Origin of the sequence: Microbacterium sp. ZXX196, assembly GCF_009709595.1 — a bacterium.
In the GTDB taxonomy this organism is placed as follows: domain Bacteria; phylum Actinomycetota; class Actinomycetes; order Actinomycetales; family Microbacteriaceae; genus Microbacterium; species Microbacterium excoecariae.
In genome coordinates, this window is sequence record NZ_WMEE01000001.1 from 233,230 (window position 1) to 246,128 (window position 12,899).

Consider the following 12,899-nt stretch of genomic DNA (forward strand, 5'->3'; position numbering starts at 1 on the left):
ACGCGGTTCATAGCGTCTCTCCTGGCCGCCCGAGCGGGCGGCGAAAGGAGACTTCATGTACGGCACCTATCTCCGGCGCGAGCTCGCCGGGAGAAAGCGCCAGACGGCCATCGTCGCGGCGGGCCTCGCGGTCGCGATCGCCCTCGTCATCATCGCCACGTCCCTGGCGCGCGGCGTGTCCGACGCACAGGAGGAGGCGCTCGCGTCGGTGTACGGCGTGGGGACGGACCTGACCGTTACGGGGGCCGCGGCGGAGCCGGGCGAAGGCGGCGGCCAGCGCTTCGAGTTCGGCGGCGAGCAGGCAGGCGAGGACGGGACCACCGAGCTGTCGCAGTCCACGCTCTCTGTGGAGCGCGGGCGCGGAACGCTCGACGCCTCCGCCAGCGAGACGGCCGCGAGCACGACCGGCGTGGAGGCGGTCTCGGCCGCGCTGGCGTTGTCGAACATGGAGTTCAGCGGCGAGATCCCGTCGCAGGCGTCGGAGTCCGGCGAGGCCGCCCCGCCCGGCGAGGGCGAGATGCAGGCGCCGCCCTCGGGCGGGTTCGACGGCGCGGGCGGGAGCGCGTTCGACTTGAACTCGCTGTCGGTCCTCGGCGTGGACGACGCCGCGACCACGGTCGGCCCGCTCTCCTCGGCGGAGGTCGTGGACGGCCGCGCCCTCCAGGCCTCGGACGCGGGCGCGCTCGTCGCGGTGGTCGACGAGACCTACGCGACGTCGAACGAGCTGGCGGTCGGCGACACGGTCGAGCTCGGCGGCGAGGACGTCGAGATCGTCGGCGTCGTGGCGTCGGCGACGGACGAGGCCGACACGGCCGCCGATGTGTTCATCCCGCTGGACGTCGCCCAGGACCTGTCGGGCGAGACGGACGCGATCTCGACGGTCTACGTCCAGGCGACCTCCTCGGACGCGATCGCCGAGGTGCAGGACGCGCTCGAGGAGGAGCTGCCGGACGCCACGGTGAGCTCGCAGAGCGACCTCGCCGCGACGGTCTCCGGATCCCTCACGAGCGCCTCGAGCCTCATCTCCGGCCTCGGCACCTGGTTGTCGATCATCGTCCTGGCCGTCGCCGTCCTGCTGGCCGTGCTCTTCACCATCTCCGGCGTCTCGCGGCGGACCCGCGAGTTCGGCACGCTGAAGGCAATCGGCTGGACGAACGGCCGGATCGTCGGCCAGGTCGCGGGCGAGTCGGTGGTGCAGGGCATCATCGGCGGCGTCGCGGGCGTCGCGCTCGGGCTGGTCGGCGTCCTCGTCATCAACCTCGTGCACCCGACGCTCTCGTCGTCGGCGGGCGACGCCGCGGCGAGTGCGCCCGGCGGCGAGGGCATGGGCGGAGGTTTCGGGGCGGCCCCCGCGGCCGAGACGGCGGCGGACGTCGTCCTGTCGGCGCCCGTCAGCGTGGGCGTCATCCTCGCGGCCGTCGGGCTCGCGATCGCGGGCGGCCTCGTCGCCGGCGCGATCGGCGGATGGCGCGCGGCGCGGCTCAGCCCCGCCGAGGCGCTGAGGTCGGTGGCCTGAGATGTCGACGATCGCGCACACCCCCACGGACCAGGAGAACCCCATGACCGCGCTGTACACGCTCGATGCCGTCACGAAGACCTACGCGCAGAAGGGCCGCGAGGTGCAGGCGCTCCGCGGCGTCGACCTCGCGATCGAGGAGGGCGAGTTCGTCGCGATCCAGGGCCCGACGGGCGGCGGCAAGTCCACGCTCCTGCAGATGCTCGGGGCGCTCGATTCGCCCACGTCGGGCGCGATCGCCTTCGGCACGACGAATCTCACGGACGCCTCGCCGCGGACGCTCGGGCGGCTGCGCGCGGGGGAGATCGGCTTCGTCTTCCAGGGGTTCAACCTGATCCCCACCCTCACGGCGGCCCAGAACGTGAACATGGGGCTCGAGCCGCTGCGGCTCGACGCCGCCGAGCGCGCGCGCCGCGTCGCGGAGGCGCTGGCGCAGGTGGGTCTCGCGGAACGCGCCGATCACCTCCCCGCGGAGCTCTCCGGCGGACAGCAGCAGCGCGTGGCGATCGCCCGCGCGATCGCGGGCCGGCCCCGCGTGCTCCTCGCGGACGAGCCGACGGGAAATCTCGACGAGCGCACGCGCGACGAGATCATGGCGCTTCTCGAGGGCCTCAACAGCGACGGGCTGACCCTGATCCTCGTGACGCACGACTCCGCCGTGTTCCGTCGCGCGCGCCGCCGCCTGCGGCTCGAGGGCGGCCGGGTGAAGGACGTCACCGCGTGGGCCTGAGCGCACCGTTGAGAAACGAGGATCGCCCCCGCCGCATGGCGGGGGCGATCCTCGTTTCGCGCGGACGATGTCAGTGCGTGTCCTCGGCCTCAATCTCGGAGCGGTCGCCGGACCACAGCGTGTGGAACGTGCCTTCCTTGTCGATGCGCTTGTACGTGTGCGCGCCGAAGAAGTCGCGCTGCCCCTGCACGAGGGCGGCCGGGAGGCGGTCGGCGCGCAGACCGTCGTAGTACGCCAGCGAGGAGCTGAACGCCGGCGAGGGGATCCCCGCGACGGTGGCCGCGACGACGACGCGGCGCCAGGCGGCCTGTCCGCGCGTGAGCGCGTCGGCGAAGTACGGCGCGGTCGCGAGCACCGGCAGGTCCGGCTCGCCGGCGTAGGCGTCGGCGATGCGGTTGAGGAACTGGGCGCGGATGATGCAGCCCTCGCGCCAGATCTTCGACACGGCGCCGAGGTCGATCGTCCAGCCGTACTCGGCGGCGCCGGCGCGGATCTCGTCGAAGCCCTGCGAGTAGGCGATGATCTTCGACGCGAACAGCGCTTGCGCGACGTCGGCGATGAAGGCGTCGGCGTCGGCGACCTCGAACGGCTCGGCCGGGCCGGGCAGGGCCGAGGCGACCGCGCGCTGCTCGGGGTGCGAGGACAGCGAGCGCGCGAAGGTCGCCTCGGCGATCCCCGACACGGGGACGCCGAGCGCGAGCGCGGTCTGGACCGTCCACGCGCCCGTGCCCTTGGCGCCGGCCTGGTCGAGGATGACGTCGACGAGCGGCTTGCCCGTCTCGGCGTCGACCTGGCGCAGGACCTCGGCCGTGATCTCGATGAGGTAGGACTCGAGCTCGCCCGTGTTCCACGCCGCGAAGATGTCGGCGATCTCGGTCGGGGTCTTGCCCGTGCCGCGGCGGATGAGGTCGTACGCCTCCGCGATGAGCTGCATGTCGGCGTACTCGATGCCGTTGTGGACCATCTTCACGAAGTGGCCCGCGCCGTCGTGGCCGACGTGCGTGACGCAGGGCTCGCCGTCCGGGGCGACGGCGGCGATCGACTTCAGGATCGGGCCGAGCGTCACCCACGACTCGTCGGATCCGCCGGGCATGATCGACGGGCCGTTCAGCGCGCCCTCCTCGCCGCCCGAAATTCCGGCGCCGACGAAGTTGATGCCCGTCTCGCGCACCGCCTTTTCGCGGCGGATCGTGTCGGGGAAGTAGGCGTTGCCGCCGTCGACGATGATGTCGCCCGGCTCGAAGACCTTGACGAGCTCGTCGATGACGGCGTCGGTGCCCCGGCCCGCCTTGACCATGATGATGGCCGTGCGGGGCTTCGACAGCGTGGCCGCGAACTCGGCGTAGTCGAACGCGGGCAGGAAGCCGGCCTCGGGGTGCTCGGCGACCAGCTGGTCGGTCTTCTCGCGGCTGCGGTTGTACACCGCGACCGTGTTGCCCTCACGGCTCGCGAGGTTCCGGGCCAGGTTCGAGCCCATCACGGCGAGGCCGACGACCCCGATGTTGGCTGCGGCTTGGTTCACGCACGACTCCTTCGAGAAGGGGGATCAGGAATGACCCCAGGCTAGCCCGTCGCGGGGCCTCCCCGCGCCGCGGGCGAAACGGAGGGGGCGATCAGTCCTTGTAGGACGACTGCCGACCGAGCGTGAACAGGGCGCCGACGAACCCGATCGTCGTGCACGTGGCGAGGGCGGCGATGACGAGGGCGACGATGTGCGAAGCGTCCATGCGCGGGGGTCTCCGTAGGTGCTTGGGGTGGGGGCGCGCGAAACGCGCACGAGAATCGATCCTATCGCGCCGATCGGGTACGATAGACGACGACCTCGGCGAGGGAAGCGCTTCGGCGCCTCCGTTATCGACGCGGTGATGCGGGCAGAACTGCTCTCCTCACGTCCTGCGTTGGAGTCGAGACACACGTTCACTCACGCGGCCCGCCTCGGTACGCGTGCACCGAGACAGGAGACACCCATGAGCGATGGCAACAAGCTCACCGTCCAGGTTCGCACCGAGTTCGGCAAGGGCTTCGCCCGCCGCCTGCGCGCCGCCGGCCAGATCCCCGCGGTCCTCTACGGCCACGGCACCGAGGTCAAGCACCTCGCCCTCCCGGGGCACCAGACGGGCCTCATCGTGCGTCACGCGAACGCCGTGATCGACCTCGACCTCGACGGCGAGAGCCAGCTCGCGCTCGTCAAGGACGTGCAGCGCGACCCGGTGCGCCAGATCATCGAGCACATCGACCTGGTCGTCGTCACGCGCGGCGAGAAGATGACGGTCGATGTGCCCTACGTCACCGAGGGCGAGTCGTTCTCCGGCACGATCGCGACGCTCAGCGCGACGGCGATCACGGTCGAGGCCGAGGCAATGCACATCCCCGAGCACATCGTCGTGAACATCGACGGCCTCGAGGACGGGCAGCACGTCTACGCCAAGGACCTCACGCTCCCCGCCGGCGTCACGCTCGCCGACGACCCCGAGCTGCTCGTGGTGGGCATCTCGACGCCGAGCGCGTCCGACGACGACGACGAGGCCGCCGCGCCCGCCGAGGACGGCGCGGAGTCGGCCGAGTAACGATTTCGGTATCGACACCGGGATGAGGGGGCGCGGGGACACCGCGCCCCCTCATCCCGTCTCGGCGACGACAGAGGAGAGCGCCATGGCGGAGACCTGGCTGATCATGGGCCTCGGGAACCCCGGCCCGCGGTACGAACGCACGCGTCATAACGTCGGCCAGATGGTGGTCGACGAGATCGCGGCCCGCCGCGATGCCTCGTGGCGGCAGCACAAGGCGGGCGCGCGCGTGGCCGAGGCGTGGCTCCGCCCCGGCGCCGCGAAGCTCGTGCTCGCGAAGTCGAACGGCTTCATGAACACCTCCGGCGGCCCCGCCGCGGCGCTCGCGTCCTTCTACCGCGTCGCGCCCGAGCGCTTCATCGTCGTTCACGACGAACTCGACATCCCGTTCGACCAGCTGAAGCTCAAGTCCGGCGGCGGACACGGCGGGCACAACGGGATCCGCGACATCCAGAAGGCGCTCGGCACGCCAGATTTCGCGCGGGTGCGCGTGGGCATCGGCCGCCCGGCGGGGCGGCAGGATCCGGCCGACTGGGTGCTCGCCGAGTTCGGATCCGCGGAACGCCAGAATCTCCCCATTCTCGTGTCGGACGCGGCGGACGCCGCGGAGCTGATCGCGGACGAGGGTCTGACCGCGGCGCAACAGCGCGTGCACGCGCCGCGGGCCTGATCACCCGAAAAAGGGCACGAGGCCGAGGAATCCCGCGAGGACGGCCTCCTGGGCCACCCAGGTGAGCGGGAGCCACGCGAGAGCGGCGATGACGATCGCCGCTACGCCCCACGCCCGGCCGCGCCCCACCGCGACGGCGACGATGCCCTGGACGAGGGCCCACGCCGCGAGCAGCGCGTGGAGGATCCACGCCGCCGCGAGCCACGCGGCCGAGAAGGCCAGCGATCCGGCGCTCTCCCACAGCTGCGCCTCCGTGTCCTGGACGAGGTCCGGGTAGTCGGTGAAGTGCAGCGCGCGCGAGATGGACCACCCCGCGAGCATGATCGCCGCGGCGCCGAGGACGAGCGAGGCGACCGCTCCGGCGAACGCCACGACCCCGAGCGCGCGGGGTCGCGGGGGCGGGGGCGTCGTCACGCGGCCATCCTACGGCCGCGCGTCGGGGGTCCCTCGTAGACTGGTGCCGTGACTCTTTCCGGGATTCTGCGCGCCCTCGACACGTCGTCCTCGTTCCGGGAGGCGATCGCCTGCTCCTCGGTCGACGCGGAGTTCTCGGCCGTGGACGGCCTGGACGCGCCCGCGCTCGCGGCCCTCCTCGAGCGGCGCCGCGGGGCGGGCCACCCGCCTGTGCTCGTGGCGATCGCGCCGACGAGCCGCCGCTCGGAGCAGCTAGCCGCGGCCCTCGCGGCCTACCTGCCGGTCGCCGACGTGGTCGACCTGCCCGCCTGGGAGACCCTCCCGCACGAGCGCCTGAGCCCGAGCCCCGAGGTCGTCGGCCGGAGGCTTCAAACCCTCCGCAGGCTCGCGCGCTGGGACGGCGAGACCCCGCTCATCGTGACGGCGTCCGTGCGCGCGGCGATGCAGCCGATCGCGCCGGGGCTGGGCGACGCCGAGGAGATCGTGCTCGCCGCCGGCGGCCGCGATCTGTGGCTGGAAGACATCGCCCCGCGCCTCGTGGAGCTCGCCTATCACCGGGTCGACATGGTGTCGCGGCGCGGCGAGTTCGCCGTGCGCGGCGGGATCCTCGACGTCTTCCCGCCGACGGCCGATCACCCGTATCGCGTCGAGTTCTTCGGCGACGAGGTCGACGAGATCCGCGAGTTCTCCGTCGCCGACCAGCGCTCCGCCCCCGGCACGATCGCGCGGATCGAGCTCATGCCGAGCCGCGAGCTGCTGCTCACCCCCGAGGTCCGGCAGCGCGCGCGGGAGCTCCAGGCCGAATACCCCGGGATCGGCCAGATGCTCGAGCGAATGGGGGAGGGAATCCCCACGGAGGGGATGGAGTCGCTCTCCAGCCTCGTCGCGGGTCCGCTCGTGAGCGTGGTCGACTATCTCCCGGAGGGCGCGGCCGTGGCGCTCGTGGACCCCGAGCGCGCGCTCGCGCGCGCCACGAGCCTCGCCGAGACGAACGCGGAGTTCCTCGAGGCCGCGTGGAACGCCGCCACCGCCGGCGGCGAGGCGCCGCTCGATTTGGCGCACGCCGGCTTCGTCGGCGTCGGCGATCTGCGCGAGGCGGCGGCGGCGCGCGGCGGGGTGTGGTGGACCCTGAGCCCCTTCGACTCCGGGCTGGGGGAGATCGCGGAGGAGCTGGCGGATGCGGGGGAGGCGCTCGCCCCCGGAGCGTCCTCGATGCGGATCCGGGCCGACGCGCCCGCGTCCTTCCAGGGCAACGTCGACGGCGCGACGGAGTTCGTGCGCGGGCTCGTCGCGGACGGGTGGGCGGTCGTCGTCGCCGGTACCGGCACGGGCCTCGTGGACCGGGCGCGCGACGTGCTGTCCGAGCGCGGTGTCGCCGCGCGGATCGTCGACGCGCTGGCCGAGGCGCCCGAGCGGGGGGTCGCGACTCTCCTGCGCGCGCAGGTCGAGAAGGGATTCGTGTCCGAGGAGGCCCGGGTCGCCGTCCTCACCGACTCCGAGTTCTACGGGCGCACGATCGCGCAGGACGCAGGCGTCGTGAAGAAGCTCGCCTCCCGGCGGCGCAACGTCGTGGATCCGCTCCAGCTGAAGCCCGGGGATCCCGTCGTGCACGCGACGCACGGCATCGGCCGCTTCGTCGAGATGGTCCAGCGCGAGGTGTCCACGGGGGGTCGCGGCGCGCAGAAGTCGACGCGCGACTACGTCGTGCTCGAGTACGCGCCCTCGAAGCGCGGCTATCCGGGCGACAAGCTGTTCGTCCCCACGGACCAGCTCGACCTGCTCTCGAAGTACGTCGGCGGCGAGAACCCGCAGCTGTCGAAGATGGGCGGGTCCGACTGGGCGCAGGCGAAGAAGAAGGCGCGCAAGGCGGTCCGAGACATCGCGGTGGAGCTCGTGAAGCTCTACTCGGCCCGGATGGCGTCGAAGGGCCACGCCTTCGGGCCGGACACGCCCTGGCAGCGCGAGCTCGAGGAGGCGTTCCCGTTCGCCGAGACCCCCGATCAGCTCCAGACGATCGACGAGGTCAAGCGCGACATGGAGCGCGCGACCCCCATGGATCGCCTCCTCTCGGGCGACGTCGGCTTCGGCAAGACCGAGGTCGCCGTGCGCGCCGCCTTCAAGGCGATCCAGGACGGTAAGCAGGTCGCGATGCTCGTGCCCACGACGCTGCTGGTCAAGCAACACCTCGAGACGTTCCAGGAGCGCTTCGCGGGTTTCCCCGTGAAGGTGAAGGCGCTCAGCCGCTTCCAGACGCCGCAGCAGGCGCGGGACACGCTGCGCGGGCTGCTCGACGGATCCGTCGACATGGTGATCGGCACGCACCGAATCCTCACGGACCAGGTCGTGTTCAAGGACCTCGGACTCCTCATCATCGACGAGGAGCAGCGCTTCGGCGTCGAGCACAAGGACGCGCTGAAGAAGCTCAAGACGAACGTCGACATCCTCGCGATGAGCGCCACGCCGATTCCCCGCACGCTCGAGATGGCGGTGACGGGGATCCGCGAGATGTCGACGCTCGCCACGCCCCCGGAGGAGCGCCACCCGATCCTGTCCTACGTGGGCCCGTCCAACGACAAACAGGTCGCCGCCGCCATCCGACGCGAGATGCTGCGCGAGGGGCAGGTGTTCTATGTGCACAACCGCGTCACGAGCATCCAGCGCGTCGCGAGCCACCTGGCCGAGCTCGTGCCCGACGCCCGGATCGCCGTCGCCCACGGCAAGATGGGTGAGCACCAGCTGGAGCAGGTCGTCGACGACTTTTGGGAGCGCAAGTTCGACGTGCTCGTGTGCACGACGATCATCGAGACCGGCATCGACATCGCGAACGCGAACACGATCATCGTCGACCGCGCCGACAAGTACGGTCTGGCCCAGCTCCACCAGCTCCGCGGCCGGGTGGGGCGCGGGCGCGAGCGCGCCTACGCCTACTTCGTCTACGACGAGCATCGCCCGCTCTCGGAGACCGCGGCGGACCGCCTCGAGACGATCGCCGTGCACAACGACCTGGGCAGCGGCATCCAGGTCGCGATGAAGGATCTCGAGCTGCGCGGCGCGGGGAACCTCCTCGGCGCGGAGCAGGCCGGTCACATCGCGGGCGTCGGGTTCGACCTCTACCTGCGGATGATCGGGGAGGCCGTGAGCGAGTTCCGAGGCGAGAAGGGCGACGGGCCGGTCGAGCTGCGGCTCGAGCTGCCGCTCGAAGCGCGGATCCCCGACGACTACATCGACAGCGAGCGCCTCCGGCTCGAGGCCTACCAGAAGCTGTCGGCCTCGGCGACTGCCGGCGCCGAGGAGGACGCGATTGACCGCGTCGTCGAGGAGCTCGCGGATCGCTACGGCGAGCCGCCGGCCCCCGTGCGCGGTCTCGTGGACGTCGCGCGACTGCGCCGGCGCGCCGCGCAGTCGAACCTCTCGGACGTCGTCGCGATGGGAAAGAACCTGCGGATCGCGCCCGCCGGGCTGCCGGACTCGATGCAGGTACGGCTGAAGCGCTTGTACCCCGGCGCGAAGCTCATCGGCTCCGGCGACGCCCTCCTCGTTCCGCTTCCCACGGCCGGCGGAGAGGCCCTCGCGGACGCGGACCTGCTGGCCTGGGTACGCCAGCTGCTCGACGCCCTGTTCCCCCTCTCCGCGGCCGCGGCCGGCGAGGGGCAGGATCGCGCGCAGTAGCCTGACAGGTCACGGCGCGCGGTCCCGATAGGGTGGGACGCGGTGTGCCGGGAAGTCTGGTCGGCGCCGCGGCCCGTACGGTCCGCGGTCAATCGGCAACCGAAAGGCATCGATGAAACTCCTCCGCTCCGAGCGTTTCCCCGCGTTTCTCCTTCTGGGGGCCGCCGCGCTCGGCCTGATCCTCGCGAACCTCCCGTTCGGCGAGGACCTTATCCACGCGAGCCACGTCGAGTTCGGCCCCGAGACGCTCGGCCTGAAGCTCGAGCTGTCGGACTGGGTCGCCGACCTGCTGCTCGCCGTGTTCTTCTTCACCGTCGCCGTCGAGCTCCAGTACGAACTGACGTGGGGGCAGCTCAACAGCGTCGGCAAGGCCATCAAGCCCGCGATCGCCGCGGCGGGCGGCGTGATCGTCCCGATCGGGATCTACCTCGCGATCGCGGGGCGCGACGAATACGCCGTGCACGGCTGGCCGATCCCCACGGCGACCGACATCGCCTTCGCCCTCGGCGTGCTGGCGATGTTCGGCAAGGGCCTGCCGACGAAGGTGCGCGTCTTCCTGCTGGCGCTCGCGATCATCGACGACATCGTCGGGATCCTCTTCATCGCCATCCTCTTCACGACCGACCTGAACCTTCTGAACCTCCTCATCGGGTTCGCCCTGGTCGCGCTGTTCGCCGTGCTCAGCCGGTTCCGGTCGCGGCGCAACCAGGCGTTCGTCGTGCCCCTCATGATCGCGATCGCACTCGTGGCGTGGGCGTTCATCTACCTCGCGGGGATCCACGCGACGCTCGCCGGCGTGATGCTGGGGCTCGTCATTCGCCAGGACGAGGGCATGCGCGCGCGCCACGCGCTCGAACCGTGGGTGAACGGCCTCGTCCTGCCCGTGTTCGCCTTCTTCTCGGCGCTCGTCATGATCCCGCAGGTCGAGAGCGTCGCCGAGATCTCGCCCGCGATGTGGGGCATCGTCATCGCGCTCCCCGTCGGCAAGCTCATCGGGATCACGCTGTTCGGGTGGCTGGCCAATTTCATCGGGCGGGACGAGAGGGGGCGGCCCGAGGTGGCCTTCGCCGACATCCTGCCCGCCGCGGCGCTCGGCGGGATCGGGTTCACGGTGTCGCTGCTCCTGTCGCGCCTCGCGTTCGCCTCGCGGCCCGAGGTCGCCGACGAGGCGGTGCTCGGCGTGCTGATCGGATCTCTCATCTCGCTCGTGCTGTCGGGATTCCTCGTGTCCTGGCGCGCGGCGCACCATCGCCGGATCGCGGCGGAGGAGAACGCCGCGGCCTGAGCGCCCTGGAACGGCCCGTCGGGAGCGATCCCGGCGGGCCGTTCGTCGTCGACAATGGGGGCATGGCCTCCTCCCACACCCCCGAGCTTCTGCGCGCCGTCGATGTCATGCGGCGCGTGCACCAGACCTGCGTGTGGTCGCGGCAGATGACCCACGACGCCCTTGCGCCCTACGCCACGGAAGAGGCGGCGGAGGTCGTGGACGCGATCGAGCGCGGCGACCGTGCCGGGCTGCGCGAGGAACTGGGGGACCTCCTCTGGCAGGTCCTCTTCCACGCCGAGGTGGCCGCGGCCGACGAGGCCGACCCGTTTACCCTGGAGGACGTGGCCGCGACGCTGGCGGACAAGATGACCCGCCGTCACCCGCATGTGTTCGCGGGCGAAGTGGCCGAGACGCCCGAGCGCGTGCTCGAGCTCTGGAACGCGGCGAAGGCCGCCGAGAAGCCCGCGCGCACCTCGGTACTCGACGGTGTGTCGCCCGCGATGCCCGCGCTCGCGCTGGCGCAGAAGGTGCTCGGTCGCGCCGAGCGCGCGGGCGTGGGCCTGGAGTTCCGCGAGGAGATCGCCGCGTCGGAGGCCATCGAGGCGGACTCGGGAGAGGCCCTCCTGCCCGCGAGCGAGGAGGAGCTCGGCGAGGTCCTCGCGGGGCTTGCCGCCCTCGCCCGCGCGCGCGGCTGGGACGCCGAGCGGGCGCTCCGCGCCCGCGTGCGCGCGCTCGCGGACGAGGTGCGGCGCGCGGAGGTGGAAGAATAGGGACCCTATGGCCACCGTGAACCCGCCGCGCGGAATGCGCGATTTCCTCCCCGCCGACAAGGCCCGCCGCGAGCGCGTGCTCGCCGTCATCCGCGAGCGCTACCGCGCCCACGGGTTCGACGAGATCGAGACGCCCGTCCTGGAGGACTACGACCGCCTGCACGCGGGCGTGGGCGGCGACAACGAGAAGCTGGCGTTCAACGTTCTGCGCCGCGGGCTCGACGCCGACGGCGTGCGCGCGGCGGCGGAGGACCCGGCGGCGCTGAGCGACCTCGGGCTGCGATACGACCTCACCGTGCCCCTGTCGCGCTTCTACGCGACCCACCGCGGCGAGCTGCCGAGCGTGTTCCGGGCCGTGCAGATCGCGCCCGTGTGGCGCGCGGAGCGCCCGCAGAAGGGGCGCTACCGTCAGTTCGTCCAGTGCGACATCGACATCATCGGCGACGCCACGGGCCGCGCCGAGTCCGAGCTCATCGCCGCGACGCTCGACGCGCTCTCCGCCCTCGGGCTCGAGGGCGCGAGCGTCCGCATCAACGATCGCCGCGCGCTCGACGCGATGCTCGAGGCTTTCGGCTTCCCCGAGGCGGCGCGCCCGGCGGTCCTCATCACGATCGACAAGCTGGACAAGATCGGCGCGGACGGCGTCGCGGCCGAGCTTCGCCAGCGGGGGGCCGACGAGACGGCCGTCGACCGGCTGGAGGCCTTCCTCGGTGCGCTGCCGGCCGAATCCGCCCGCGGCGCCTTCGGGCCCGCGGAGATCCGTTCGCGCCTTCCCGAGGGTGTGCCGGACGAGGTCGTCGACCACCTCGTGTCGGTCGGCGATGCGGTCGCGAGCGCGACGGGCGGCGCCGCGCCCCTCGTCTTCGACCCGTTCCTCGTGCGCGGGATGGGCTACTACACCGGCACGATCTTCGAGATCGCCCACCCGCTCGTGTCGTATTCGCTCGGCGGCGGCGGACGCTACGACGGCATGATCGGCCGGTTCCTCGGGCAGGACGTCCCGGCGGTGGGATTCTCCATTGGCTTCGAGCGCATCGTCGACCTCGTCGAGGTCGCGGATCGCGCCGCGGCGCCCGCGGTGGTCCTCGTGCACGATCGCGACGTGCCGCTGGCCGAGCTCCTCGCGCACAAGGCCGCCCTCGTGGAGACCGGCGCGCGCGTGCGCCTCGAGCAGCGCACGAAGAACCTCAAAAACCTGCTCGCCCGCGCCGAGGCCGACGGATACACGGCCTTCGTCACGGTCCGTGCGGGGGCGGCACCCGGCTCGCTCGAGACGCAGTCGCTCGGCTGAGCGGC

Annotated in this window: 10 protein-coding genes; 8 read left to right on the forward strand and 2 right to left on the reverse strand. The window is 72.0% G+C overall.

The features are described from left to right. Window positions 1-55: 55 nt before the first annotated feature. Window positions 56-1,516 carry an ABC transporter permease gene (locus GJQ66_RS01045; RefSeq protein ID WP_155047505.1) on the forward strand — a complete coding sequence of 487 codons (1,461 nt, stop codon included), beginning with the start codon at window positions 56-58 and terminating at the stop codon, window positions 1,514-1,516. A gap of 1 nt (window position 1,517) precedes the next feature. Continuing rightward, window positions 1,518-2,246: an ABC transporter ATP-binding protein gene (locus tag GJQ66_RS01050; RefSeq protein WP_230379187.1), complete on the forward strand. Its 729-nt coding sequence runs from the start codon at window positions 1,518-1,520 to the stop codon at window positions 2,244-2,246. 70 nt (window positions 2,247-2,316) lie between these two features. Here GJQ66_RS01050 and gndA read toward each other — a convergent pair whose 3' ends face one another. After that, on the reverse strand, window positions 2,317-3,768 hold the full coding sequence (gene gndA / locus GJQ66_RS01055) for an NADP-dependent phosphogluconate dehydrogenase (RefSeq protein ID WP_368732503.1): 1,452 nt from the start codon (window positions 3,766-3,768) through the stop codon (window positions 2,317-2,319). A gap of 445 nt (window positions 3,769-4,213) precedes the next feature. On the opposite strand from gndA, the gene GJQ66_RS01060 reads away from it, so the two are divergent. Both GJQ66_RS01060 and pth read left to right on the forward strand, forming a co-directional pair. Further along, entirely contained in the window at window positions 4,214-4,813 is a 600-nt protein-coding gene (locus GJQ66_RS01060) for a 50S ribosomal protein L25/general stress protein Ctc (RefSeq protein ID WP_155047506.1), read from the forward strand. Window positions 4,814-4,898: 85 nt separating this feature from the next. Beyond that, window positions 4,899-5,483, forward strand: a complete 585-nt coding sequence (gene pth / locus GJQ66_RS01065; protein ID WP_155047507.1) for an aminoacyl-tRNA hydrolase — start codon at window positions 4,899-4,901, stop codon at window positions 5,481-5,483. On the opposite strand, the gene GJQ66_RS01070 is transcribed toward pth, so the two are convergent. Next, complete coding sequence (locus GJQ66_RS01070; protein ID WP_155047508.1) at window positions 5,484-5,897, reverse strand: hypothetical protein; 414 nt, start codon at window positions 5,895-5,897, stop codon at window positions 5,484-5,486. Between the two features lie 48 nt (window positions 5,898-5,945). On the opposite strand from GJQ66_RS01070, the gene mfd reads away from it, so the two are divergent. The 4 genes from mfd (at window position 5,946) to hisS (ending at window position 12,894) form a co-directional block, all read left to right on the forward strand. Further along, the gene (gene mfd / locus GJQ66_RS01075; protein ID WP_368732504.1) at window positions 5,946-9,566 is read left to right on the forward strand and encodes a transcription-repair coupling factor; all 3,621 of its coding nucleotides are present in this window, start codon (window positions 5,946-5,948) and stop codon (window positions 9,564-9,566) included. Between the two features lie 112 nt (window positions 9,567-9,678). Beyond that, window positions 9,679-10,851 (forward strand): Na+/H+ antiporter NhaA, encoded by a 1,173-nt coding sequence (gene nhaA, locus GJQ66_RS01080; protein WP_155047509.1) that lies wholly within the window; start codon window positions 9,679-9,681, stop codon window positions 10,849-10,851. A gap of 62 nt (window positions 10,852-10,913) precedes the next feature. Next, window positions 10,914-11,603: a MazG nucleotide pyrophosphohydrolase domain-containing protein gene (locus tag GJQ66_RS01085; RefSeq protein WP_155047510.1), complete on the forward strand. Its 690-nt coding sequence runs from the start codon at window positions 10,914-10,916 to the stop codon at window positions 11,601-11,603. A gap of 7 nt (window positions 11,604-11,610) precedes the next feature. After that, entirely contained in the window at window positions 11,611-12,894 is a 1,284-nt protein-coding gene (hisS, locus tag GJQ66_RS01090) for a histidine--tRNA ligase (protein WP_155047511.1), read from the forward strand. The last annotated feature ends 5 nt before the right edge of the window (window positions 12,895-12,899 follow it).